Consider the following 25,314-nt stretch of genomic DNA (forward strand, 5'->3'; position numbering starts at 1 on the left):
GTCTCTTTATATTAGCAATTAGGGCATGTCTTCAATTCAATCGATAGACATCTAAATGGTTTAAAAACGGCTAAATTTTGCCAAACGGCGTCAAATAGCTGACTAATATCTCGATATTATTTGCGCTATTTTCTTTGTTTGACTGCAATTTATCTCATTTTTATTACCATTTTTAAAATGAAGACACGCCCTAGCAAAATATGAGTTAAAAGAATCAGCATCAATAGCTGAACGCGGCGAAACACCGTATTTTATACCAAATCAGTAGGGATGGTCGGCGTCAAAAAACGACGTCAGAAGAATACGATTAGCGCTACGATAATTGACACGGTAGAAATGAGCGCTGATTTTATCATATTCACTCGCCGTGATGTTAATACTGACGCGTAAAAGCTGTGCCTAAACCGTACCTAAACAGATACTTGGACTGATAACCAGGAAAAAAACTGACTAAATTTGAGTAAAACGGATGGGGAATAACGATGACTATGCTCTGAGTATAGAGCACGTTTAGGAATTGATAAAAAAGGACATCGCCATGACAGCGATATCCTTTTGCGAATCAAAACAGTAATTTTGAATCAGTAATTTTTATTGCTATTAGACATCAGCTAGCATCTGCTACCGCTGGCTGTTCAGCAGCTCCTGTGCTGACCGTGCTCGTCTCCGCTGCTGATACCGCAAAGTACTTCTCATTGATTGTATCGTATGTACCATTAGCCTTGATATTGGCTAGAGACTGATTGATTTTTGCCTGTAGCGGATCGCCCGGGCGTACTGCTATGGCAAAGTTATCATTGATATCAATCTCGTCACCTTTTAGCGCGTATTTGCTACCAGCAGGTGAGCCGAGCCACTCTATCGCTGGTAGCTTATCGGAGATCATGGCATCAACACGGTTCGACCCAAGATCCAAAAACGCATTGCTTAGCGTATCATAAAGCTTCATCTCAGCTTGTGGGTAGGTGTCTTCAAACCACTGTGATGAGATAGTCGAGCGCTGTGCGGCAATCGAATTAGAGTCGATATCGCTAGGGTTGCTGGGGTCGAAGCTACTGTCTTTTTTGGCCAAAAAAACCAAAGCATTACTGAAGTACGGATCGGTAAAGCTGACCTGCTCTGCGCGCTCTGGTGTGACCGACATCGCCGCCACAATCGCATCATACTTGCCTGCTTTTAGACCAGGGATAATACCGTCCCAGTCTTGCGCTACAATCTCACAAGTCACCTGCATATCGGCACAGAGTGCCTCTGCTATCTCAACATCAAAACCGCCAAGTGTCCCATCCGCATTGGTATAGTTGAAAGGTGCATACGCCCCTTCAGTACCGATACGTAATACGTCCTCTTTTGTGACTGCCGCTGTATCGGTAGCCTCTGGATTGGTATCGCCTGCATTGTCTTGACCGTTGCTACAACCAGAGACTGCAAAAACAGTCGCTAATGCAAACAACGGTACAGATAGACGACTGGTCGTTATGGTACTCATAACAGATTTGCCAATCGTGGCACAGGCTGGGGCACAATGGTCGCTCATGATCATCCTTGGGTTTTCTTAGTTAAACAACATCCTTTTGAGGAACAAGAATTCGCTCGCTAGACGTCCTTTTAGTTAGTTGCCGCCTCGTCGGCGACCACTACCTCTTCGGCACCATCCGTGACGACTACTTATTGTGCAGCAGCGGTCGAGCTGGTACCAAAGTAGCTGCCAGTGATTTGGTCATAAGTGCCATTGTCTCTTAGCTCAGCCAATGCCGCATTGAATTTTGCAGCCAATGGATCGCCTTTACGGAATGCAATACCCATCGCATCATCGTCACTGCTAATCTCTTGACCTTTGATTTCGTAATCTTTGCCGGCTTCGGTTTTTAGCCAATCAGTACCAGTGACTTTGTCAGACATCATACCGCGTACTCGGCCTGACGTTAGGTCTAGGTACGCATTGTCTTGCGTGTCATATAGCTTGATATCAGCATCTGCATGTTCGTCTTGTAGATACTGTGAAGATACCGTTGAGCGCTGTGACGCAATTGGCTGACCTGCTAGCGCATCGACACTGAGGTCATCGCCTTTTTTGCCAATTAGGATGATGCCGCTATAGAAATACGGGTCACTAAAATCAACCACTTCTTGACGCTCAGGGGTGATCGACATACCAGCGATGGCTGCATCAAATTTTTGTGCGTTCAATCCTGGAATCAAACCATCCCAATCTTGTGAGATCACTTCACACTCAGCTTTCATCTGTGCACACAATGCGTCAACCAGTTCAATCTCATAACCGATTAGCTTGCCATCAGCGTCTGTGTAACTAAAAGGCTTATAGCTTGATTCTGTGGCGATCTTGATATCTAGAGGTGCTTCGGTAGCGGTATCAGCTTCAGCGCTCTCCTCTGGTGCTGCGCTATTGTTACAACCTGCCAACATTAGCATTGCTGCGCTAAGCGGCGCTAGCCACAATGCTTTTTTGCTCATTGAAATTGTCATATCTCTTATTCCTTAATATATTTACCAGCCGTATCATCACTTATTACTGACTACTTTATACTCAACTGTTTCTGCAATACTGAACCGTTTTTTACTTATCAGCATCGCTTGTTTTGAGTACAAACATTCAGGAAAACATTATTGACCAAAGTTCTTTTGCTCAAGGCGTGCAAGCTCACCGTTACTACGGATTTCGCTCAATGCTTTATCAAATTCTGCTTTGAGGCCATCCCCTTTACGCACAGCAATCGCAATGTTGTCATCGTTATCAATTTCATCACCAACAATACCAAAGCCTTCTGTATTGTCTGCTAACCATGATTTGGCAGAGACTTTTTCGGCCAATACCGCATCGCTACGACCAGACTTTAGATCCAAGTAAGCATTGTCATAGTTGTCATACAATTGAACCGTGTTGCCTTCTTTGCCTTCGTAGTTATCCTGTAGATAAGCCCCTGGCGTGGTAGAGCGCTGTCCACCTAGTGTGACATTGTTGATCGCCATCGGATCAAAATTGCCATCATTGTTGGTTAGCCATACCATCGTGTTGGCAAAGTACGGCTCAGTGAAATCGACTTTTTCTTGGCGTTCAGCAGTGATAGACATCCCTGCGACAACCGCATCATATTTTTGTGCCAATAGACCTGGGATAATACCGTCCCAATCTTGAGCGACGATTTCACATTCAGCTTGCATCTGATCACATAGCGCATTTGCGACATCGACATCAAAGCCTGACAAGCTACCATCGGCATTGGTATAGTTGAATGGAGGGTAAGCGCCTTCGGTTGCAATACGAATGGTTTTACCAGTGGTTTCTGCTGCAGGGGCGTCAGCGTTGGTATCGGTTGTTTCATCGGCAGGTTGGCTACAAGCGCTCAACATCAATGCAGCAGTAACGGTCATTGATGACCACAATAGGCGAGAATTCGACATCATACGTTCCTTAAATTCTGATGGGTTTTACATAAGTTTTTGACAGGATTTTCTGACTTAGGGTTCTGATATTTTGTTCTCTGACGTCCCTGCCAGACAAGCAATATAGATAGCAGAATAACAGACAGCCACGAGACGCGACGGCCTATAAACCTTTTGATAATACCTGAGTAAAATATCAAAAACAAACGTTTTGCATACTCATAGTTATCATTGGGCAATAAACAGTCAACAATGGTTACGTTACAGTGATTTTACGTTTGGCAGGGCAAATGGTGGCAAGAGCGTTGCCACCATCTGTATTAGACATGATATTAGGCAAAAAACTAATAATTAGTAACTAAGTAGGACGGTGTGACGCCATAAAGTCTTTAACACGCTCAGAGGTAGGGTTGTCAAAGACCTGCTCAGGTGTGCCAATTTCTTCAACCACACCTTGATGTAAAAAGACGACTTTGCTTGATACTTCACGGGCAAAGCGCATTTCGTGAGTAACGATAAGCATCGTACGTCCCTCTTCTGCTAATTCGCGCATTACCGCAAGTACTTCGTTGACCAGTTCAGGATCTAGCGCAGAGGTTGGTTCATCAAATAATAGAACTTGTGGCTGCATAGCAAGTGCACGGGCAATTGCGACACGCTGACGCTGACCACCAGATAAGTTGGCTGGATAAGCGTCTTTTTTGTCGAGCAGGCCTACTTTATCGAGCAGCTTTTCTGCATCGCTAATCGCTTGGTCTTTTTTAATCTTTAAGACCTGCGTTGGCCCTTCGATGATGTTTTGTAGAATGGTCTTATGCGGCCATAGATTAAAGTTCTGAAAGACAAACCCCACGCGTGCGCGCAAGCTTTCTAGTTGCTTCACGTCTGCTGCTTGTAGCTCACCTGATTTGGCAGGTTTTAGCATCAGCTCTTCATTACCGATCAAGATACGGCCATGATTGGGGTTTTCTAGAAGATTAATACAACGCAGCAACGTCGACTTACCTGAGCCAGATGAGCCCAAAATAGAGATAACATCGCCATCATAGGCAGTCAGGGATACCCCTTTTAATACCTCTAATGAGCCGTAGCTTTTATGGATGTCTTGTAAGTCTAGGGCGATAGGCCGAGTCGGGTTTTTTGCAGTATCAAGCATGGTTCAGCAGACTTCCAATAAATATGAGTGAAAACACGAATAAAATAAGAGCTATATCTATATATAGTACAAGCATCTAGATGCATTATCGTAATATGCCTGATGAGGCAAAGAGAAAAATGCCATATTGTCTCTTATTACGCAGTAAAAAGGCAAATATTGTATTTAACCAACGGGTTAATCAGCTTCTAACAAACTACGAATACAAAAAAGCCCAGACTGCATTTATCGCTCTGGGCTTTATTTTATCACTTTAGAATGCGAGGCGTTGTGTTATCTGATAACTGCCTATTTATAGTATGTGCTTAGTACATTTAATATGGCGCTAGTACATTCTATAGCATGCGATTAGTACGTCGATACATGCTCTGAGTCTTCAGTACCGTCCATCATATCTGCATCTTCTGCTGTTGCCACTGCCACATCATCGTTATTGGTAACGTCCATACCCTCATCATCGGCACTAGCAACGGCAACATCGTCATTGTCGCTCGCTGTTGCACTTTCTTCTACAGAGGTTTGAGCGTCTACAGTAGTATCAGCTTCAGTCTCCATCGGTGTGTCATCTTTTTTGCTACAAGCGCCTAGTGCCAAAGCACCTGCGACCAAACCAACCGTTAACCAATTTTTATAAGTTGTATTTTTCGTAGACATGTTCGTTCTCCATCACTCATCATAATAAGATTAAGTACTATCTACTGATAGCCTTGCTGTTTTAATGCTTACTATACTGAGGATATCTCGCGGCTACCTTAGTATTTACAGCGCAATTCTGTTAAAAACACGTAAAGATATAGTGTAGTACTGATAACGCGATTGTCTTGAATAAATACCGCTTAGCATCAGCAATATTACTTTAAATAAGCCCCTACAAGAGCGCTGCAAAGCGGATTCTGTTCACAAAATCATCTTTACTATCGTCTCAATCTGCTCTATGTTAAATAGCATAATGACCTATCGCTATTTCAGTAGGCATTCAAAACTTCTTTTTTTGCGACATTTTTCGCCTTTTTAGGTACTTTTACCTATATAAAACTGGGTGCTTTTAGTTATAAAAAACCTGTATCACATAAGGAAAATAATTTATGAGTCAATCGAATACTACGGATATTACGACCTATATGCAGTCTGTCGGCAAGCAAGCACGAGCCGCTTCTCGCGCGCTGGCTGCTGCCAATACTGGCGATAAGAACTCAGCACTCTTGGCCATTCATGATGAGCTGGTCAATGCCAAACAAGACATCTTGGCAGCTAATAAAATCGATATGGACAACGGTCAAAAAAACAATCTTGATAGCGCACTCCTCGATCGCTTGGAATTAAACGAAGCACGATTTAACGGTATGCTACAAGGTCTTAAAGACGTCGCTGGCCTTCCTGACCCAATCGGTGAAGTCACTGACATGACCTATCAGCCATCGGGTATACATTTGGGAAAAATGCGAGTACCACTTGGCGTAGTCGGTATGATTTATGAGTCGCGCCCTAATGTAACATTAGAAGCTGCCTCACTGGCACTCAAGTCAGGCAACGCCATTATTTTACGCGGCGGTTCTGAAGCATTTGAGTCTAACCAAGCCATTGCTAAATGCATCATCAAAGGTCTTAGCCATACTGATCTATCAGAACATAGCGTGCAAGTGCTACAGACGACCGATCGTGCAGCTGTTGGTGAGCTGATTACTATGACTGAATATGTCGATGTCATCGTGCCACGTGGTGGTAAAGGTCTGATTGCGCGTATCAGCAACGATGCAAAAGTACCTGTAATTAAGCATTTAGATGGTAACTGCCATACCTTTATTGATAGTGATGCAGATCCTGAGATTGCAATCAAAGTTAGCGTCAATGCCAAAACACATCGCTACGGCACTTGTAACACGATGGAGACGCTACTGGTCGATGAAACAGTCGCAGATGAGCTATTGCCTAAAATAGCTGAGGCCATCGTCGCTGCTGATGATGCAATGCAACTACGTCTTGATGACAAATCACAAGCTATCCTAAATGACAATGCTAAACTTCAAGGTCATTTATCAGCTGCCACTTCTGAGGATTGGGATACTGAATATTTAGCTCCTATCCTAGCGGTAAAAGTGGTCGCAGGTATTGACGAAGCGATTGAGCATATCAATACGCACGGCAGCCATCATACCGATGTCATCATCACTGACAACTATACCAAATCGCAACGCTTCATCCGTGAAGTTGACTCGGCCAGCGTTATGATTAACGCCTCTAGCCGTTTTGCTGATGGTTTTGAATACGGTCTCGGTGCTGAGATTGGTATCTCAACGGACAAAATCCATGCACGTGGCCCTGTCGGTCTCGAAGGTCTGACTTCGCAAAAATGGATTGTTTATGGTCATGGCGAAACCCGTGCTTAATCATATCAGCATTCACTATCAAAACGAGTAATCAGAAACGTCAGCAATTATGCTGGCGTTTCTTCGTTTAAATCATAAATATTTTAGTCAATGCATTTAAATTATAGGGAGCGGTACGACTATGCAAAGTGGCAAGATTAAGCACTGGAATGAAGATAAAGGCTATGGCTTTATCGATGTAGATAATCAAAGTGAAGATGTGTTCTTTCATATTAGCAAAGCAAGACTGGCGAAGCCTATAACGATTGGACAAAGTGTCTATTTTAACAGTGCCCGTAACGACAAAAATCAATTGAGAGCCACTGAAGTGACCTCATCTTCGTTGAGCCTTGACCAAGATACTGCATCAGATGTTCCAAGCTATACACCTACTAATGCTAATAGAAATAGCCATCACAGCACTCGTAACTCAAATCGTAGCAGTCACAATAGCAAACCCAATAAAAGAAGCTTAGGCTCTACGCTATTTAGCCTTATCGCTATAATCGCCGTCGCTTTCTATTTTTTTGGCGATTTAAATTCGACATTGTTTGCTGATAGCATCGAGTCGACAACGGTATCGCAGGACGTCACTAATAATACGAACCAAGCCGCCAATGCTGGTATAACGAGTGATGCACAGGTCGACAACACGATTGCGCTTATTCAGCAAGGCGGCCCGTTTCCTTATCCAAATAAAGATGGCACGACGTTTTATAACCGTGAAGGCAGACTACCTGCTCAGTCGCAAGGCTACTACCGTGAATATACCGTGCCCACCCCTGGTGTCTCTCATCGCGGCGCACGGCGTATCGTCACAGGCGGTAACCCGCCTACTGTCTATTACTTGACTGTCGATCACTATGATAGTTTCCAAAGACTACAGGTGCCTTAATATGAAACGAGCTGATATGAAACAAGCCAATACGGACAAAGCCGATATGAATCGAGAAAGTATGAACCAAGCCATCCACTATGTTAGTCAAAGCCATGTTAATCAAGACCACATTAACCAAAACGGTACAGCACTGGGTACTAGCATTCCTGCGCAGGCTGTTACTATAGCCGTCGGTGACACGCTCGACAAAACTGAGCTATTGACGAGTTTAGCCAAAGCCTGTGACTTCCCTAGTTATTTTTCACACAACTGGGACAGTGCATGGGATTGTCTAACAGACAGTGAAGCAGTTCATTTAAGGCTAGATTTGACAGACGTCAAAAGGATAAACACTGAGGACTTCAATGTCTTTAAAAGCATCATTGAGGATGCCTTTAGAGAATTTGGCAAACCACAATTGTGGGTCATCGTGCCATCTGAGGATGAAGCTTATGCGTTAGAAAATTAGTCATTAAAAGCCTGTATATTGCAAGCTTGACCGCCGATAGTCACCGATAATTATTCGTCATCATAGAAACCTGAATTCGAGATAAAGCCATATTTATCCCGAATTCAGGTTAATTTATTTTATAGAAAGGATTAACCTATGGAGATTACCTTAAACGGTTATTACACCCTGATATTGGCCACCTTAGTGCTGCTGCTTGGGCGGTTTTTGGTGCGACGAGTCAAGTTTTTAGAAGACTTTAATATTCCAGAACCGGTTGCTGGTGGTCTGGTCGCGGCGATTGTTGTCTATGCTCTCAATATGGTTTGGGGATATAGTTTTAACTTTCATCAAGGACTACAGACCGCCACTATGTTGATGTTCTTTGCGTCCATCGGTCTGAGCGCTGATTTTAGTAGGCTAAAAGCAGGCGGCACACCATTACTAATTTTTACTATCGTTGTTTCAGTGTTTATTGTACTGCAGGACGTCGTTGGTGTGGCCATGGCAAGTGCGTTAGGACTTGATCCTTTGCTCGGTCTAGTGACAGGGTCTATCGCTCTAACTGGTGGTCATGGTACAGCAGGCGCTTGGGGAATCACGTTAGAACAAGACTACGGTGTAGTCGGTGCGACGACGCTTGGTATTGCGGTTGCTACTTATGGTTTGGTCGCGGGTGGTATCGTTGGCGGTCCTGTTGCCCGTCGCTTGATTAATCGACTTGGACTAAAACCAACGCCAGCTAACCCTGATCCTAGCGATATCGAAAAAGTTGCTGGTGCACAGTCGTTATATAGCACCAAACACGATGAAGAGTCTGCAGGTAGTAATAAAGATATCTTTGAAAGACCTGATAGCATGCGCTTTATCACAGCGTCCTCTACTATCGAAACCTTGGCACTATTCGCAGGTGCTTTGGCTTTTGCTGATGTAATGGCCATAGTTGCTGAAGGCACCTGGTTTGAGTTGCCGACGTTCGTCTGGGCACTGGCAGGCGGCGTCATCATTCGCAATGTACTAACGATGGTCTTCAATTTTGATATGTTTGACCGCTCAATTGATGTACTTGGTAATGCTTCTTTAAGCCTATTTTTAGCGATGGCATTGTTGTCTTTAAAACTTTGGCAATTGACCGATTTGGCAGGCCCTGTACTAGTCATATTGGTTGTACAGACCATCATTATGATTATCTACGTTTACCTCATTACCTTTAAAATTATGGGTAAAGACTACGACGCGGCTGTATTATCAGCGGGGCATTGTGGTTTTGGTATGGGTGCGACACCGACTGCAATTGCAAATATGCAGGCAGTCACTGATCGCTATTTACCTTCACCTAAAGCATTCCTGATTGTGCCAATGGTTGGTGCGTTCTTTGTTGATATCGTCAATGCCACGATCTTGCAGATATTTACCAAGTTGCCGTTTATGTAGGCTGATGCGGTCACAGAGTAAAACTTGATCCAACGAAAAAAAACCACCTAACAAAAGCTAAGCGGTTTTTTTGTATAAACAGGCAACTCTTTACAGATCGCTTCTACCTAAAGTTTAATAGCTATCTAGAAAATACCAGCCATCGAAAAGCCCGCCAAGAATCATCTTGGCGGGCTTTTTTAATTATCAAGTTATAATAGAATGTTCAATCACATCCATTATTTATACTTTTTAACTTCACCACTTTTCACACGAGCTATGAAAGAATTAACCTCTCTTTTCACAACTGGCATCAAGAAGTATAGACCGATGATGTTAAAGATTGCCATAGCGAACAGAGCTGCATCTGAGAAGTCGATAACAAAGCTAAACTGTACGATGGTACCGATAACAACGAAGATTAAGAAGATAAGTTTGTATATCATCTCGCCGCCTTTACCTTCACCGAAGAGGTAAGTCCAAGCTTTTAGACCATAATATGACCATGAAATCATCGTTGAAAAAGCAAACAACAATACCGCGACAGCTAAGAAATACTGGAAAATAGGCGCCGTTTCCATAAAGGCCGCACGGGTTAGATCCACACCAGTAAGCGCTTGGGTTTGCAAGTTTGCGGCAGTGTTCACCCCAGAGATAGTAATAACAAGCGCCGTCATCGTACAGATAACAACCGTATCAATGAAAGGCTCTAACAGCGCTACTAGACCTTCAGTAGCAGGCTCTTTGGTTTTTACCGCTGAGTGAGCAATAGCGGCTGAACCAACACCGGCTTCGTTAGAGAAAGTTGCACGTTTCAAACCTTGAATCAATGCGCCAATGAAACCACCAGCCACACCAGCACCAGTGAATGCACCCGTGAAAATCTCGCTAAATGCAGCGCCGATATGATTAAAGTTAGCAATCAGTACGATTACCGCCATAGTAATGTACAACAAGGCCATAAAGGGTACGACTTTTTCGGTAACGGTTGCGATGCGCGGCATGCCACCAATGATAACCATACCGACTAAAAACGCTAAACCAATACCAAAGAATACACTGTAATCCGTTGGAATGCTAAAAGTAGAGCTCATGACTGCGAAGGCCTGGTTACCCTGAAACATGTTACCAGCACCAAAGGTCGCCAATATACACATAAGTGCAAAACCAACAGCCAGAAACTTACCTAATCCACCCATACCACGTTCAGCCATACCTCGGCTTAGGTAGTACATAGGGCCACCTGATACGACACCAGATGGTAGTACCGTACGATATTTGACACCTAGCGTACATTCTACAAACTTAGTCGCCATACCGAATAGGCCGACCATAATCATCCAAAAGGTAGCGCCAGGTCCACCAATAGCAAGTGCTGCACCAACGCCTGCGATATTACCAAGACCAACGGTACCTGATAAAGCAGTAGCTAAAGCTTGAAAATGGCTGACCTCGCCTTCTTCTTTGTTGGCGGGATTGGGATCGGTATATTTGCCTCTGACAATATCTAGAGACAAGCCTATTTGGCGAAACTGAATAAATCCAAAGTAAAAGGTGAAGATGAGTGTGGCAACTAATAACCAACCTACAATGAGCGGGAAGCTGACATCCCCAAGAGGTACTGAAAAGAAAATAAGGTCGACGAACCAGCCAAATATATTGGCCATAAAGCCATCGAGACCTGCTCCAAATGCTGCTAAACCTGATTGTTCTGCTGCTTGCGCAAGAGTCGTGCTGAGTAATAGCATCGTTGCGACTAAAGATTGTTTTTTCATGTAAATCCTTTTAGTGAAAATAACATTTATATAATTATTTAATCAATTACAGCGATACTAATACAAAGTGTAACTATTTATTATAATTTGTATTAGTATTATTACTGAATGTTCCATATTGACTATATACTAATACTTTTATATAAACAAAAAAATTTACATATTTTTCTTAATTAAACATCAACTTAGCTCCTTAAAATTAATAGCGAAACTCAATCAAGCTCACTACATTTATCGAAAAATGTTGGTAGTAATTTTCAGGTTAAATAACAGACTTAAATATAATTAAAAGGGCTAAATGGCAATATCAACATAGGTTTGCGTTAAATGCTCTAATATTTATAGAGAGCAATAACAAAAAAACCGCTAAGCAAAAGCTTAGCGGTTTTTTTTATTACCATTCTAAAGTTTACTGATTTTTAGCATAGACTGGTAATTCTGCACAGATAGCTTCTACTTTAGCGCGCACTTCAGTAGCGACCGCTTCGTCACCACGGCTGTCTAGTACGTCACAGATCCAACCTGCCAACTCGCCCGCTTGTGCTTCGTTGAAGCCGCGAGTAGTAATGGCTGGTGTACCGATACGAATACCAGAAGTCACGAATGGTGATTTTGGATCGTTTGGTACAGCGTTCTTGTTGACAGTGATGTGTGCTTCACCAAGCCATTTGTCCGCTTCTTTACCCGTCATTTCTTGCTTAACGAGACTGATCAGCATTAGATGGTTTTCAGTACCACCAGAGATGACTTCATAGCCGCGCTCTTGAACTACTTTTGCCATTGCTTGCGCGTTTTTCACTACTTGCTGCTGATACGTTTTGAAGTTATCTTCTAACGCTTCTTTAAAGCAAACCGCTTTTGCAGCGATAACATGCATCAACGGGCCACCTTGGTTGCCTGGGAATACAGCTGAGTTTAGCTTTTTAGCCAGTACTTCATCACGTGCCAAAATCATACCTGAGCGTGGGCCACGTAGAGTTTTGTGCGTGGTAGTAGTTACTACATCAGCGAATGGTACTGGGTTTGGATAAACACCACCAGCAACTAGGCCTGCAACGTGAGCCATATCGACCAATAGAGACGCGCCTACTTCGTCCGCGATGTCACGGAAACGCTGCCAATCAACTACTTGTGAGTATGCTGAGAAACCCGCGATGATCATTTTTGGCTTATGCTCACGCGCCAAGCTCTCTACTTGATCATAATCAATAAGGCCAGTGCCATCTACCAATCCGTACTGTACGGCATTGTAGTTCAGACCTGAGAAGTTGATATGGGCGCCGTGCGTCAAGTGACCACCAGCGTCTAAGCTCATGCCTAGTACAGTGTCATTTGCCTCTAACAATGCTAAAAATACGGCTGAGTTTGCTTGGCTACCAGAATGCGGCTGAACGTTCACATACTCTGCACCGAACAACTCTTTAGCGCGGTCAATAGCCAATTGCTCAACTACATCTACATGCTCACAACCACCATAATAACGCTTGCCAGGATAACCTTCTGCGTATTTATTGGTAAGGTCAGTACCTTGTGCTTCCATCACTGCTTGTGAGCAGTAGTTTTCAGAGGCGATAAGCTCGATGTGGTTTTCTTGACGAACGCTTTCTGCGGCCATCGCTTCAGCAAGTACTGGATCAAAATCTTTGATAGAAATATCTTTAAACATAGTGATGTCCTAAGTAGTGACTGTCATTAAAAAACGTCATTGAAAAGAAGCTTATAGCCTGCCCACAATAAAACAACTACGGCGTCAACGTCGCTGAAGTACTATTAATACCTCTGCACGCTGTTCTTCTGCAGTCTGTTTTATGGTATGACCATTATTGTGAATGGAGTCTATTAGCAAAGATTGAAATAAGAATAAATACAGGCGACTGACCTGTTATTAACTTGACTGATTCGTCAATAAAATCGATGTACATTTGCATCGATATCATCGCGAAAGATTAAGTGTAACATGAAAATTTGTGCTGTGAGCGCAAAAAAACCTCACCTTAGGATGAGGGAATTAAATGACTATATAACACAGATAAATAGCCAATAAAATAAAGGATTTACCCGCTGAATGTTTTCGCCAATATGCCTTCTTATGTTAATTCAAGCATAAAATATTTTTAAGTGTGGCTAGATATAATCGATTCAATTTAAAAGTAGTACAAGGCAGCCGAGTGTAGATGTATATCAAATACCTTAAGCGAGGTTAACCTAGTAATATTTTTATAGGTCGCTAGTTAAAAACACAGGTAGGAACGTTTCACTGATCATTATCTTACGACCATGCCAGTCATAACGCGTCTGTCGTTGCCAACCGTCATTCGTATGACTGATAAAACGCTCATTTGGCAAGGTACGGCGACGCTTAAATAAAACGTAGCCAATAGGTGTGTTCTTCAAATGCTGAAGACGACGCGACTGACCTTTTAAACTGTTTAAAGGAAAGATACTCTGTGCTTGCACCCATGGCATTTCATCATTGCCATATAGCTGCACTTCCCGCATCCATGCTAGCATTGGACGATTTAGCATCATGCCTCGTACACCCAGCTGCTTTTTTTGACCTAAAGTCAGCGAACGATAGCCTTCAAAGCTGCGTTTTACGCGCAGCGGCTGCCCTGCCTTCTCTTCTAATATAGCAGTGAGAGAACCTTCAGCATTTAGCCAAGGTAAGAGTTCAGTAGGAGGTAGATCATTGGTAGAACTAAAAGAATTGCTGGTCATAGTTTATGGCTAGTATTTTTTAAAGAGTGTTTAACAGTTAAAAGGTGCTTGCAAATAGAAGCAGAGTGAGTCACAGCTGATTGCTGTTATGAATTAGTGCTATGAGTCACTACCATCAAATTCAGGCATATTGTCTGCATTAAAAGGCAGAGCTTCAAAGGCCTGCTGACGATACTGCGCCATATGCATCCGATCTCTAGCACAAAAATCGCCAATCGCTGGTACAAAACGCGGATCATAGATACGGTGGATAGAATGTGTCGTGGTTGGAATAAAGCCACGTACCAGCTTGTGCTCGCCTTGCGTCCCTGGATCAAAAGATATCAACCCTTGCTCAATAGCAAACTCAATACCTTGGTAATAGCACAGCTCAAAATGCAAGCTGTCATATTCACCTAGCGCACCCCAGTAACGACCATATAAGGTGGCATTATTATCGCTATCAGCCTTGTCACCATCAATATTGTCGCTATCAGGTCTGTCATACAAGAACAAACTACTCGCGATAATCTCACCACTGGCGTCGAGTGCTTGCGCAAGCATTATATGCTCAGGCATGCTCGCTGCCAATGCCATAAAAAAATCTATCGTCAAATAAGGTTGTTGCCCGCGTACTGCATAGGTCATCACATAACAGTGATAAAAAGCTTTCCAATCAGCGTCGCTAATAGCATTACCGCACTTTCGCTGGCAGCTAATGCCTTGCTCGGCAACTTTACGGCGCTCAGCCCGAATGGTTTTACGCTTTTTGGCTTTTAAAGTCATCAAAAAAGCATCAAAATCTGCAAATGGCTTACTGTCATTAAGCAAGTCTTTGTTTTGCCATAAGAACTGGCAACCTTGACGCTCAAATATCGGTAGCTCAATAGCAGCTGATTCTACGCCGCTTTCTTGAGCCGCTATCGCATGCTCTACATCAATTTCAGTTGGCATAGATGTGGTGGCGATAGAGGCAAGCTCAGGTGTCACAAACAGTCCATGCCAGCTGGAGGCGCCCACTTGTTGAGCGATATCATCGATACCTGCGATGGCTGTTCTGAGGATATCTTCATTCAAGGTTTCACCTTTTGCCAACCAAACCCTTTGACCAGTAATCGGTGTATACGGTGCGCTAGTGACCAATCGCGGATAATAATCAACACCATAGCGTGCATAAGCTTCAGCCCATGCATGATCAAATACAAACTCACCGCGATGATGACCTTTTATAAATACTGGCATGACGGCCACAGGCTGCAATGTATTTTCTGCCGCGCTATCTACTAAGGTATCGGTGCTCTCTTCACTATCGGCACTATTAGTAGCGCCTGTGACACGATGTACCAAAATAAATATCGGTAGCCACCCTGCCTGCTCACCAATTGCTCCGGTATCAGTCAGCGCTTGCCAAAAAGCAAATGACATAAAAGGGGTATCTGGCGTCTGCCACTCTGTTTGGCTCTGCCAGCTGGTATCATTAATCAGCGCATACTCTAAACTCATATTCACCGTCACTATTATAATCGCGATATATTTATCGATAACCAATCTATTGATGACCTAGACTAGCAAATTTTTACGTCATTGCTGTCACAATTTGCAAAAACTTATCCGCACCTAATAAAAAACCACCAACAATAACGCGGGTGGTTTGTACGACTGCGCTCATGGGCAGTAAGATCAATATAAAACGTCATGAAAAAACAGGAGTTGTATGGAAAAGATGATATCGAAGCCGATGACTGGTAGAATAAGGTTGTTATTAGCTTAGTATAATTCGAAACCATAGGATACGAGCTAAAACAGTATACTTAGTTCATGGTATACGATTGACATCCTATCGGATTTATAGTGGATTGATTATAATGTAGCGTCAGTGATTCACTTTTAGGCAATTTTGCACTGACCGTTAACGTGTTGCCTTTAAATGCTTTTTTCATGAATATTATTAAAAGAAAATGCCTGACTTGTCTTAAAAATTTCTAAGAAGCTACATATGAAGTACTTGTTCTAACCATATCATGGATTATTGCATAGTATCATTGACGCATATTCAACACTATATTTGAGCTTTATTATTAACTACAGCCTAAAGGAAGATCTAACTAAAATGTCAAAAATTATTTATACAAAAACTGACGAAGCCCCAGCGCTGGCGACTCTGTCGTTCTTACCTATTGTCGAAGCATTCACAAAAACAGCAGGCGTTGAAGTTGAAACCAGCGACATCTCTGTTGCAGCGCGTATATTGGCAGAATTCCCTGAATACTTGACCGAAGAACAACGTGTTCCGGACAACTTAGCTGAGCTAGGTCGTCTGACTCAAGATCCAAATACCAACATCATCAAACTGCCAAACATCAGTGCTTCTGTACAGCAGTTAAAAGCCGCTATCAAAGAGTTACAGAGCAAAGGCTATGCCATCCCTAACTTCCCAGAAGATCCACAAACTGACGAAGAAAAAGAGCTACGCAAGCGCTATGGCAAAAGCTTAGGCAGTTCAGTGAACCCAGTACTGCGTGAAGGTAACTCAGATCGCCGCGCTCCTAAAGCAGTTAAAAACTATGCACGCAAGCATCCACACTCTATGGGTGAGTGGAAGCAATGGTCAAGCACGCACGTATCACACATGCATGGCGGCGACTTCTACGATGGCGAGCAATCTATGACATTAGATAAAGCTCGTACGGTACGTATGGAGTTGTTACTTGATGACGGTACTCAAAAAGTATTAAAGCCTAAAATTGCTTTGCTTGATAAAGAAGTCATCGACCTGATGGTCATGAGCAAAAAAGCATTGTTAGAGTTTTATGAGCGTGAAATGGAAGATTGCCGCGAAGCTGGTATCTTGTTCTCACTACACGTAAAAGCAACCATGATGAAGGTCTCACATCCTATCGTCTTTGGTCATGCAGTTAGAATCTATTACAAAGAAGCCTTTGAAAAACATGGCGCTTTCTTTGATGAGCTAGGTATTAACGTCAACAACGGTATGGCAGATCTATACGACAAGATTTCAACGCTACCAGCTTCAAAACGTGAAGAAATTGAGCGTGATTTACATGCGTGTCAAGAGCATCGCCCACGTCTGGCGATGGTTGACTCTTCAAAAGGCATCACCAACTTCCATTCTCCAAGTGATGTAATCGTTGATGCTTCTATGCCAGCGATGATTCGTTCAGGCGGTAAAATGTGGGGCGCTGATGGCAAAATGTATGACTGTAAAGCAGTCATGCCAGAGTCTACCTTTGCCCGTATTTACCAAGAAATGATCAACTTCTGCAAATGGCATGGTAACTTTGATCCAAAAACGATGGGCACCGTTCCTAACGTTGGCCTAATGGCTCAAAAGGCTGAAGAATATGGCTCGCATGACAAGACTTTTGAGTCTAGCGATACTGGTATTGCACGTATCGTCGATGTTGATACTGATGAAGTGTTGCTCGAAAAACGCGTTGAGAAAGGTGATATCTGGCGCATGTGTCAGGTCAAAGATGAGCCTATCCAAGACTGGGTAAAACTTGCCGTACGCCGTGCTCGTGAATCAGATACGCCTGTTATCTTCTGGTTAGACCCATACCGCCCACATGAGAACGAGCTAATCAAAAAAGTTAGAACGTATCTAAAAGATCATGATACTACTGGCTTACACATCGAGATTATGTCTCAGGTTCGTGCGATGCGTTATACCCTAGAGCGTGTGGCTCGTGGTCTAGATACTATCTCTGCGACCGGTAACATCTTACGCGATTACCTAACTGACTTGTTCCCTATCCTAGAGCTAGGTACCAGTGCCAAGATGCTATCAGTTGTACCATTAATGAAAGGCGGCGGTTTGTTTGAAACTGGTGCTGGTGGTTCTGCACCGAAGCACGTTGAGCAGCTGACAGAAGAAAACCATCTACGTTGGGATTCACTTGGTGAGTTCTTGGCCTTGACGGTATCTTTGGAGCATCTAGCAAACAACGACAACAATGCTAAAGCTCAAATCTTGGCGGACACGCTAGATACAGCAACAGAAAAACTGCTACTAAACGATAAGTCACCATCACGCAAAACTGGCGAGTTGGACAACCGTGGTAGCCACTTCTATCTAGCGATGTACTGGGCAGAAGAGCTTGCAGCGCAAGATAAAGATAGCGAGCTAAAAGCGCAATTTACACCATTTGCGCAAAAGCTAAAAGAGAACGAAGAAGCCATCGTTAAAGAACTTAACCAAGCTCAAGGCAAGCCAGTAGATATCAAAGGCTACTACTATGCTGATGAAGCATTGGCTAAGAAAGCAATGCGTCCAAGCGCTTTGTTTAACGAGACATTGGCATCGCTATAATTTTAAGCGATTGCTCTTAAACCATTAAGCCTAATCGCTTTTGGTTTTTATACCCAGAAGCGATTAAGCAAGTTTAAGCTTTAGTAAAAGAACACCTCAACCGTCTTCGAACGTTGGGGTGTTTTTTTGTACTTTCTAAAAACTCTATAAAGAGTGAAATAAAAAAAGCCACCTATTTATATAGGCGGCTTTTAATACATAGTAATAAAATAGAATGCTTAGAGTTTAAGTAGTCTTAGGCTTCCATATGCTTAATAATCGCCTTACCAAACTCCGAAGTACTCATTAAGGTAGCATCTGGCATCAGACGCTCAAAATCATAGGTGACTGTTTTATTGGCAATCGCCCCTTGGATACCACTGATAACAAGATCAGCTGCTTCCGTCCAGCCCATATCACGAAGCATCATCTCAGCAGACAATATCAATGAGCCTGGATTTACTTTATTCTGACCAGCGTACTTGGGCGCAGTACCATGCGTCGCTTCATAAACAGCAATCGCGCCACCTTTGTTTGCACCAGGTGCAATACCAATACCGCCTACTTCAGCCGCCAAGGCATCAGAGATATAGTCACCGTTTAGATTAAGCGTTGCTACTACAGAATAATCTGCTGGACGCATCAAAATCTGCTGCAAAAACGCATCAGCGATGACGTCTTTAATAATAATATCGTTACCTGTTCTTGGATTTTTCATGGTCATCCATGGACCGCCATCTAATGGCTCTGCACCAAAACGCTCTGCCGCTAGCTCATAACCCCAGTCCTTAAATGCGCCTTCAGTGAACTTCATGATATTGCCTTTATGCACTAGGGTCACATTTGGCAAATCATTATCGATAGCATGCTGAATCGCTTTGCGTACTAAGCGCTGTGAGCCTTCTTTTGAGACAGGCTTGATACCGATGCCGCAGTCTTCAGGGAATCGAATACTGGTCACACCCATCTCATCTCTTAAGAAGTTAATAACTTTTTTGGCATCATCACTGCCCGCTTTCCACTCGATACCCGTGTAGATATCTTCTGTGTTTTCACGAAAGATAACCATATCCGTCAGCTCTGGATGCTGTACTGGGCTTGGTACGCCCTCAAACCAGCGAACGGGACGTTGACAGACGTATAGGTCAAGGTTTTGGCGCACCGCGACGTTTAACGAGCTAAAGCCACCACCCACTGGTGTGGTCAATGGACCCTTGATACTAATGACATAGTCTTTTAGAATCTCTAGCGTCTCGCTTGGCAAATAGTCGCCGTCATATACTTTCGCTGCTTTTTCACCAAGATACGTCTCCATCCAAATGATAGACTTCTTGCCGTGATACGCTTTATCAACCGCAGCATTGACTACTTTTATCATGACAGGCGTGATATCTACACCGATTCCATCACCTTCCACAAACGGAATAATCGGATGGTTAGGAACATTTAATGTGAGATCTGCGTTTACGGTTACTTTTTCGCCGTCTCTTGGCACGATAACCTTATCATATGACATCGATGATACTCCTTGGTTGTATGTTGGACGTCGCAAGCGAACTAGACACTTTGTTATGCTAACCGTTTTATTATAGTTGTAACGCTCTGAGCGCTTATCGGCTAAGCAAAACTTTGATGAGTACGACACTTGCGTCATTGATTTGAACAATGTTTAAAGTAGCTTTAAGCTAAAAAAATTAAAGTAAAGACCCAAACAATGATTGTCGCTTGCAGATAGTAGATATCTCTCTATTAAAAATATAAATACCACTATTAGAATGCGGATTTAGAATAACAGCAAATTTATATAAGCGCTGTCCTACTTTTGTAGCAGGTCATGTAGCATACAGCACATTAAATATATCGCCTTTAGTCTTGTCTCTTAATACTAGCTCTACATCAGAAAACATACGCTACAATGATTCATTGTCCATCAAAAACTAGGAAACACCTTTTTATGTCTACTTCTAGTCTCATTTTATTCAACAAGCCTTACGGCGTGCAAAGTCAGTTTAGAGATGATAGTAACAACGACCACACTACCCTATCGCAATACTTTACCGATAAGGCCTTGCGAGTTGCTGGTAGGCTAGATGCTACTTCGGAGGGCTTGCTGATTTTGACTGATGATGGTCGCGTTAATAAAGCAATTACTCATCCGCCAAAAGCCAATGCAGGGCGCAAGCAAGGTAAAACTTATTTAGTACAAGTAGAAGGAACGCCTACTACTGAGCAACTCAATAAGCTCAAACGTGGCGTAGTTTTAAAAGATGGTAAAACGCTACCTGCTGAGGTCAAACACGTCAGTGAAGATGAGCTACCGATGGTACTCTGGCAGCGCAATCCGCCAATACGTGAGCGTAAAAGTGTACCGGACTCATGGCTAATGCTAACTATCTATGAAGGTAAAAATCGCCAAGTTAGACGTATGACAGCGCATGTCGGTCTGCCTTGTCTGCGTTTGATACGTTGGTCGGTTGCAGGGTTTGAGCTAGGTGAGTTAGCTGTTGGAGAGTTTGTACGCGTTCATCTAACTAGCGAACACTGTCGTCAGCTAGGTATTAGCAATTAGTTTGTACCGGACAAACGCTTAGCTGCAAGTATATAATTCTCATATAAATTAAATATATTACGAGCTATTAAACATAGCGTCTCGAATGGGTAAGATTTATCTGCTAAGATTCAGAACTCAATTGGCTGTGTGCAGCCATTAGTTATATAAAGTGGGTCTCGTCCATTTATCATCTAATTTTGTAATAGGGATATGTCATGATTGCTTCTCATCGTTTTGCTTTGCTGGCCACCAGTATTTCTGCTGCGCTTTTATTGAGTGCGTGTCAGCCAGCAGCAGAGAACAATCAATCAATGCCTGTAGAAGAAAGCACTCCTCCAGTGAATGACGTGACACATGCCGAGCATGACAGTATTGGCGACGAGGCATTAACAGACAGCGAAAGCGTCACCGATGAGTCTCAGATGACAGATATGCTAAGAGACTATACGAGATCGATGACTAGAATGCATGATGAGATGATGATTGGTATGGGGTATAACGATCCTGATACCGCTTTTGCTAAAGGCATGTTGGGACATCATCGCGGCGCGGTAGATATGGCAAAAATAGAGCTCAAGTACGGTACTGACGAAGCGATGCGCCAACTTGCTCAAGATGTCATTACGGCACAGCAAGCTGAGATCGATGTCTTAAACAAATGGCTAGCTAGCCACCCTGATGCTGCCAAACCTAAGCCAAATACTGTGGCGATGCAGCAAGCATACGCTAAAAGCATGGAAAACATGCATGGCGAAATGACTTTGGGTGTGGCTGATCCCGTGCCTGATATGGCATTTGCACGCGGCATGCTACCGCATCATATTGCCGCTGTTGATATGGCAAAAGTTCAGCTCGAATATGGGACAGATGAAGAAATGCGTCAGTTGGCGCAAGACGTCATTGATACCCAGCAAACTGAAATTGATGTGATGAAAAACTGGATTGCTGCGCTTGAGGCTGCAAGTAGCAACGAAGATAGTAGCTCTGTAGATGAAAACATAGCGCCCGAAACTACCGATAATAAGAACCCAGATAACCCAGATAATCTAGATAACAGAGCTAAAGAGCAGTAAACGTATATCTTCTCGCCAACCTCTGACCTATCGAGCATTTAAATTGCTTGGATATATCTACAATATTAAAAGTGATTAAAAAACCCTCTTCTAAGCATGATTGCTCGGAAGAGGGTTTTTTATATGGAAGGGTTTTTCGTATGGAAAGGTATTTTATATAGCATTGAGGCTACCGCTTCATAACATTGAGCCATGTCTCCCAACCTGCCTCACCTTTTAATTGCTCATTATCATTGTCTAGCGTCTTATCTCCTTTTGCTAAGCGTAGGCTTACTTTATGAGGAAGTACTGCTCCAGTCATGCCAGTTGTCTCATCTCGCGACTTAACTTTAGTTATCGTTTCGGGTTGAACCTGAACACACATCAGCTCATCACGGCGGAACAAATAGCACTCAACAGGATGCGCTATATTAACCAAGGCGGTAAGTTGTTTCGTATCTGCTTTGATGCCGTCAATCGCAATAATAACATCATGCGCTGAAATACCAGCTCTAGCCGCAATACTATCTCGCATCACACGATTTACCTTAAGCCCAGCTGGCGACTCATTACATCGCATACCCCAAGGCACATGCTTGTCAGCCGTTTCTTTAGTATTCTCCTGTATTTTGACGCCGTTTGCCACTAGCAACGCTTCAATTGGCAACTCTTCCACCCCATTGACGTAACGGCGTTCAAAATCTTCCCATTCTGCTATCGGCATAAACTGCTCAATGACTGAGCCCATATCAGCACTACTGATGCCAATTCGCTTACTGTCATTCTGCTTGGCCTGAGTATAAAAAGCTTTGACCACATCAAACAAACGATAACGACCATCACTATTTTTGAGTAAGATTAGGTCCAGACATAGGGCTACCAACGCGCCTTTATTATAGTAACTGATACCCGCATTGCCTGTGTTTTCATCAGTACGATACAGCTTAATCCAAGCATCAAAGCTCGACTCTGCCACGCTTTGATTACCGCGCCCTGGGGTCTGATAATAGCGATTGATTTGCTCGGCTAGCAGTCGCAGATAATTGACTTTATCAATCACACCTGACGCTTGCAACATAAAGTCATCGATATAAGACGTAAACCCTTCGAATACCCAAAGTAATGGCGTAAATGCCTCACGGCGTAAATCGACATCGATCATGACATCAGGACGCACCGTCTTCACCCACCATGAGTGAAAATACTCGTGACTACATAAGCCTAAAAACCGCTGATAATCTGTACTCGGTAACTTTGGCTCATTGGCACTTGGCAAGTCATTGCGCGGGGTGATAAGGCTAGTCGAGTTGATATGCTCAAGCCCACCATAATCCTGACCGCTAGCAAAGGTCATAAAGGTATAATCGTCAAATGGCGCATCGCCTAACCAATCTACATAGGTCTGACAAATCTGAGTAATATCCTGCTGTAATCGACCTAGATTGGCATTCTGCTTGCCTGACAGATAAAAACTATGATGTAGCGTCTGATGCTCATTATCATGAATAATAAAATCAAACTTTTCTTGTTCTGCGATTTCGAATGGATAATCAATCAACTCGTGATAGTTGGCTGCCTGTAACTTATAGAGGTGCTGACGGTTCGCTTGCTGATTGTCTTTTTGCTGCTGATCAATCTGCAGGTGCGTAGCGTCCAAACCACAGGCCAACAGTACTTTGCTACTTTCTTTGTCTGCAAAAAATGTCTCAGGAACGATTAAGCTAACTTGGGCAGGTGCTTTCTCTTGCCCTTCGACGGCTAGCGCAAGTGAAGTGAAATTGCCATAAAGTCGTTGCTGATCGACATAGGCTGTACGCACAGACAAGTCATAGCAATAGACTTCGTACTCGACGATGACCCTCTGCCCTGCTTGCGCCGCTGGCAGCTGCCATGTATTTTTGTCGATTTTTTGCGCGCGATAAGTCTCTGGCTGCTTGTCACTATCCGCTATTTGAGCCTCTAGTACTTGATAATGTACCGCAGTGATGTTTCGAGCAAACTCGCGCATCAAATAGCTGCCTGGTATCCACGCTGGTAACCAAAGCTGCGGCGCATCGGATACTGCTGTAAAACTCAGTGATACATCGACCAAATGCTCGTAGAAACGGGCGAAATCAAATTGATAGCTTATATCAGCTATCATTTTAGCCTTAGTATCATGATGATTGGTTGAAACATTGCTCGCTAGTTGTTTAGTAGTGGTATTAGCAAATGCAGTCATCGTGTCTCTCATCCTTATTTTTATAATTATGCTAGAAGTCCTGCTCTAAAAAAGCAACTCCTAAACCATGAATAGCCAATCGCTATGCATTAACTATAGAAAATAGCAGTTATTATTGTAAATTGTGGCATTAATTGGCATTTTTTATGTTTTTTGCCTTGAAAGTTATGCGGGCCATCTCAATTAAAGATGCTAACTGCTAAAGTTACTTTAATAAACTGATGATAATTGACTAATGACGTGGCCTTTTGGCTTGCAGATTGGCTTTTTTAGGTTTATTGCAACCGTATTTAATTTTTTACATAGATATATTTAGGATATTTTATGACTACTATCGCAAAAGACACTGCCGTCAAATTCAATTACACACTAAAAGACGACGAAGGCAATATCCTTGACCAGTCACCAGAAGGTCAGCCACTTGCTTATCTACATGGTCACAGCAACATTATCCCAGGCCTAGAAGCACAATTAGAAGGTAAGTCTGCTGGCGAAAAAGTTAATGCAGTCGTTGAACCTGCTGATGGCTACGGCGAATACCAAGAGCAAGCAGTACAGCACGTACCACGTGACAACTTCCAAGGCGTTGATGACATTCAGCCTGGTATGCAGTTCCAGTCAGAAGCTGGCGGCCAAGTAATGTTGGTTACTGTGACTGCTGTAAACGATCAAGAAGTGACTGTTGATGCAAACCATCCATTGGCTGGCAAGCGTTTGACATTTGATGTTGAAATCCAAGAAGTACGTGCAGCAACTGAAGACGAACTAAACCATGGCCATGTACATGGTGCAGGTGGCGTTGAGCACTAATCTCTTCTAGAGTGTAGTGAAAATAGTTAGATAATAAGTTATTAAATTTATCATCTAATCTAAAAGGTCAGTAGCCGATAAGGTTACTGGCCTTTTTTTATACTTATCTCATGGTAAGTTTTGAATTAATATAAATGTATTCATCTATGAGCTGAGTGCTAATTCCGTATACAGGGCTATTCAACTTGAATATACCCAATTAAAAAGTCCCCCATAAAAATTATTAATATCCAG

19 protein-coding genes are annotated in these 25,314 nt (G+C 43.0%); 8 read left to right on the forward strand and 11 right to left on the reverse strand.

Features of this window, described 5'->3' with window-relative positions:
* Positions 1–607: 607 nt before the first annotated feature.
* From DXK30_RS07720 to DXK30_RS07740, 5 genes are all read right to left on the reverse strand, one after another.
* Complete coding sequence (locus DXK30_RS07720) at positions 608–1,537, reverse strand: ABC transporter substrate-binding protein (RefSeq protein ID WP_114701216.1); 930 nt, start codon at positions 1,535–1,537, stop codon at positions 608–610.
* A gap of 131 nt (positions 1,538–1,668) precedes the next feature.
* Positions 1,669–2,487 carry a transporter substrate-binding domain-containing protein gene (locus DXK30_RS07725; protein WP_114701217.1) on the reverse strand — a complete coding sequence of 273 codons (819 nt, stop codon included), beginning with the start codon at positions 2,485–2,487 and terminating at the stop codon, positions 1,669–1,671.
* A 138-nt stretch (positions 2,488–2,625) separates the two neighbouring features.
* Positions 2,626–3,426 (reverse strand): transporter substrate-binding domain-containing protein, encoded by an 801-nt coding sequence (locus DXK30_RS07730; RefSeq protein WP_201508116.1) that lies wholly within the window; start codon positions 3,424–3,426, stop codon positions 2,626–2,628.
* 337 nt (positions 3,427–3,763) lie between these two features.
* Positions 3,764–4,561 (reverse strand): ABC transporter ATP-binding protein, encoded by a 798-nt coding sequence (locus tag DXK30_RS07735; RefSeq protein WP_057758311.1) that lies wholly within the window; start codon positions 4,559–4,561, stop codon positions 3,764–3,766.
* A gap of 348 nt (positions 4,562–4,909) precedes the next feature.
* Positions 4,910–5,215, reverse strand: a complete 306-nt coding sequence (locus tag DXK30_RS07740) for a hypothetical protein (RefSeq protein ID WP_114701219.1) — start codon at positions 5,213–5,215, stop codon at positions 4,910–4,912.
* Positions 5,216–5,646: 431 nt separating this feature from the next.
* Here DXK30_RS07740 and DXK30_RS07745 point away from each other — a divergent pair, with 431 nt between their 5' ends.
* The 4 genes from DXK30_RS07745 (at position 5,647) to gltS (ending at position 9,686) form a co-directional block, all read left to right on the forward strand.
* Positions 5,647–6,948, forward strand: coding sequence for a glutamate-5-semialdehyde dehydrogenase (locus DXK30_RS07745; protein ID WP_114701220.1), 1,302 nt, complete (start codon positions 5,647–5,649; stop codon positions 6,946–6,948).
* A gap of 121 nt (positions 6,949–7,069) precedes the next feature.
* Complete coding sequence (locus DXK30_RS07750) at positions 7,070–7,822, forward strand: ribonuclease domain-containing protein (protein ID WP_114701221.1); 753 nt, start codon at positions 7,070–7,072, stop codon at positions 7,820–7,822.
* Position 7,823: 1 nt separating this feature from the next.
* Positions 7,824–8,273, forward strand: coding sequence for a barstar family protein (locus DXK30_RS07755; protein WP_227670711.1), 450 nt, complete (start codon positions 7,824–7,826; stop codon positions 8,271–8,273).
* 138 nt (positions 8,274–8,411) lie between these two features.
* The gene (gene gltS, locus DXK30_RS07760) at positions 8,412–9,686 is read left to right on the forward strand and encodes a sodium/glutamate symporter (protein WP_057758303.1); all 1,275 of its coding nucleotides are present in this window, start codon (positions 8,412–8,414) and stop codon (positions 9,684–9,686) included.
* A gap of 218 nt (positions 9,687–9,904) precedes the next feature.
* Here gltS and DXK30_RS07765 read toward each other — a convergent pair whose 3' ends face one another.
* From DXK30_RS07765 to DXK30_RS07780, 4 genes are all read right to left on the reverse strand, one after another.
* Positions 9,905–11,440 carry an alanine/glycine:cation symporter family protein gene (locus DXK30_RS07765; RefSeq protein ID WP_114701222.1) on the reverse strand — a complete coding sequence of 512 codons (1,536 nt, stop codon included), beginning with the start codon at positions 11,438–11,440 and terminating at the stop codon, positions 9,905–9,907.
* Between the two features lie 409 nt (positions 11,441–11,849).
* Positions 11,850–13,106: a serine hydroxymethyltransferase gene (gene glyA / locus DXK30_RS07770; protein ID WP_114701223.1), complete on the reverse strand. Its 1,257-nt coding sequence runs from the start codon at positions 13,104–13,106 to the stop codon at positions 11,850–11,852.
* Between the two features lie 551 nt (positions 13,107–13,657).
* Positions 13,658–14,158, reverse strand: coding sequence for a chorismate--pyruvate lyase family protein (locus DXK30_RS07775; protein ID WP_114701224.1), 501 nt, complete (start codon positions 14,156–14,158; stop codon positions 13,658–13,660).
* 99 nt (positions 14,159–14,257) lie between these two features.
* The gene (locus tag DXK30_RS07780) at positions 14,258–15,640 is read right to left on the reverse strand and encodes a GNAT family N-acetyltransferase (protein WP_114701225.1); all 1,383 of its coding nucleotides are present in this window, start codon (positions 15,638–15,640) and stop codon (positions 14,258–14,260) included.
* A 607-nt stretch (positions 15,641–16,247) separates the two neighbouring features.
* Between DXK30_RS07780 and DXK30_RS07785 the strand changes: the two genes are divergently transcribed.
* The gene (locus DXK30_RS07785; RefSeq protein ID WP_114701226.1) at positions 16,248–18,467 is read left to right on the forward strand and encodes an NADP-dependent isocitrate dehydrogenase; all 2,220 of its coding nucleotides are present in this window, start codon (positions 16,248–16,250) and stop codon (positions 18,465–18,467) included.
* A gap of 235 nt (positions 18,468–18,702) precedes the next feature.
* Here DXK30_RS07785 and icd read toward each other — a convergent pair whose 3' ends face one another.
* Positions 18,703–19,962 carry an NADP-dependent isocitrate dehydrogenase gene (gene icd / locus DXK30_RS07790; RefSeq protein WP_114701227.1) on the reverse strand — a complete coding sequence of 420 codons (1,260 nt, stop codon included), beginning with the start codon at positions 19,960–19,962 and terminating at the stop codon, positions 18,703–18,705.
* Positions 19,963–20,400: 438 nt separating this feature from the next.
* Between icd and DXK30_RS07795 the strand changes: the two genes are divergently transcribed.
* A complete protein-coding gene (locus tag DXK30_RS07795) occupies positions 20,401–21,015 on the forward strand; it encodes a pseudouridine synthase (protein ID WP_114701228.1) in 615 nt (204 codons plus the stop codon).
* A gap of 197 nt (positions 21,016–21,212) precedes the next feature.
* Positions 21,213–22,070 (forward strand): CopM family metallochaperone, encoded by an 858-nt coding sequence (gene copM / locus DXK30_RS07800; RefSeq protein ID WP_114701229.1) that lies wholly within the window; start codon positions 21,213–21,215, stop codon positions 22,068–22,070.
* A gap of 169 nt (positions 22,071–22,239) precedes the next feature.
* Here the strand turns inward: copM and DXK30_RS07805 are convergent, their stop codons facing one another.
* Complete coding sequence (locus DXK30_RS07805; protein WP_114701528.1) at positions 22,240–24,192, reverse strand: M61 family metallopeptidase; 1,953 nt, start codon at positions 24,190–24,192, stop codon at positions 22,240–22,242.
* A 402-nt stretch (positions 24,193–24,594) separates the two neighbouring features.
* Here DXK30_RS07805 and DXK30_RS07810 point away from each other — a divergent pair, with 402 nt between their 5' ends.
* A complete protein-coding gene (locus DXK30_RS07810) occupies positions 24,595–25,080 on the forward strand; it encodes an FKBP-type peptidyl-prolyl cis-trans isomerase (protein WP_057758283.1) in 486 nt (161 codons plus the stop codon).
* Positions 25,081–25,314 lie beyond the last annotated feature (234 nt).

Origin of the sequence: Psychrobacter proteolyticus, from assembly GCF_003350005.1 — a bacterium.
Taxonomy (GTDB): domain Bacteria; phylum Pseudomonadota; class Gammaproteobacteria; order Pseudomonadales; family Moraxellaceae; genus Psychrobacter; species Psychrobacter proteolyticus.

Excerpts from the sequence above, each read along its gene's own strand:
- DXK30_RS07720 (WP_114701216.1), bottom strand. The coding sequence starts at position 1,537 with ATGAGCGACCATTGTGCCCCAGCCTGTGCCACGATTGGCAAATCTGTT.
- DXK30_RS07725 (WP_114701217.1), bottom strand. The coding sequence starts at position 2,487 with ATGACAATTTCAATGAGCAAAAAAGCATTGTGGCTAGCGCCGCTTAGC.
- DXK30_RS07730 (WP_201508116.1), bottom strand. The coding sequence starts at position 3,426 with ATGATGTCGAATTCTCGCCTATTGTGGTCATCAATGACCGTTACTGCT.
- DXK30_RS07735 (WP_057758311.1), bottom strand. The coding sequence starts at position 4,561 with ATGCTTGATACTGCAAAAAACCCGACTCGGCCTATCGCCCTAGACTTA.
- DXK30_RS07740 (WP_114701219.1), bottom strand. The coding sequence starts at position 5,215 with ATGTCTACGAAAAATACAACTTATAAAAATTGGTTAACGGTTGGTTTG.
- DXK30_RS07745 (WP_114701220.1), top strand. The coding sequence starts at position 5,647 with ATGAGTCAATCGAATACTACGGATATTACGACCTATATGCAGTCTGTC.
- DXK30_RS07750 (WP_114701221.1), top strand. The coding sequence starts at position 7,070 with ATGCAAAGTGGCAAGATTAAGCACTGGAATGAAGATAAAGGCTATGGC.
- DXK30_RS07755 (WP_227670711.1), top strand. The coding sequence starts at position 7,824 with ATGAAACGAGCTGATATGAAACAAGCCAATACGGACAAAGCCGATATG.
- gltS (WP_057758303.1), top strand. The coding sequence starts at position 8,412 with ATGGAGATTACCTTAAACGGTTATTACACCCTGATATTGGCCACCTTA.
- DXK30_RS07765 (WP_114701222.1), bottom strand. The coding sequence starts at position 11,440 with ATGAAAAAACAATCTTTAGTCGCAACGATGCTATTACTCAGCACGACT.
- glyA (WP_114701223.1), bottom strand. The coding sequence starts at position 13,106 with ATGTTTAAAGATATTTCTATCAAAGATTTTGATCCAGTACTTGCTGAA.
- DXK30_RS07775 (WP_114701224.1), bottom strand. The coding sequence starts at position 14,158 with ATGACCAGCAATTCTTTTAGTTCTACCAATGATCTACCTCCTACTGAA.
- DXK30_RS07780 (WP_114701225.1), bottom strand. The coding sequence starts at position 15,640 with ATGAGTTTAGAGTATGCGCTGATTAATGATACCAGCTGGCAGAGCCAA.
- DXK30_RS07785 (WP_114701226.1), top strand. The coding sequence starts at position 16,248 with ATGTCAAAAATTATTTATACAAAAACTGACGAAGCCCCAGCGCTGGCG.
- icd (WP_114701227.1), bottom strand. The coding sequence starts at position 19,962 with ATGTCATATGATAAGGTTATCGTGCCAAGAGACGGCGAAAAAGTAACC.
- DXK30_RS07795 (WP_114701228.1), top strand. The coding sequence starts at position 20,401 with ATGTCTACTTCTAGTCTCATTTTATTCAACAAGCCTTACGGCGTGCAA.
- copM (WP_114701229.1), top strand. The coding sequence starts at position 21,213 with ATGATTGCTTCTCATCGTTTTGCTTTGCTGGCCACCAGTATTTCTGCT.
- DXK30_RS07805 (WP_114701528.1), bottom strand. The coding sequence starts at position 24,192 with ATGATAGCTGATATAAGCTATCAATTTGATTTCGCCCGTTTCTACGAG.
- DXK30_RS07810 (WP_057758283.1), top strand. The coding sequence starts at position 24,595 with ATGACTACTATCGCAAAAGACACTGCCGTCAAATTCAATTACACACTA.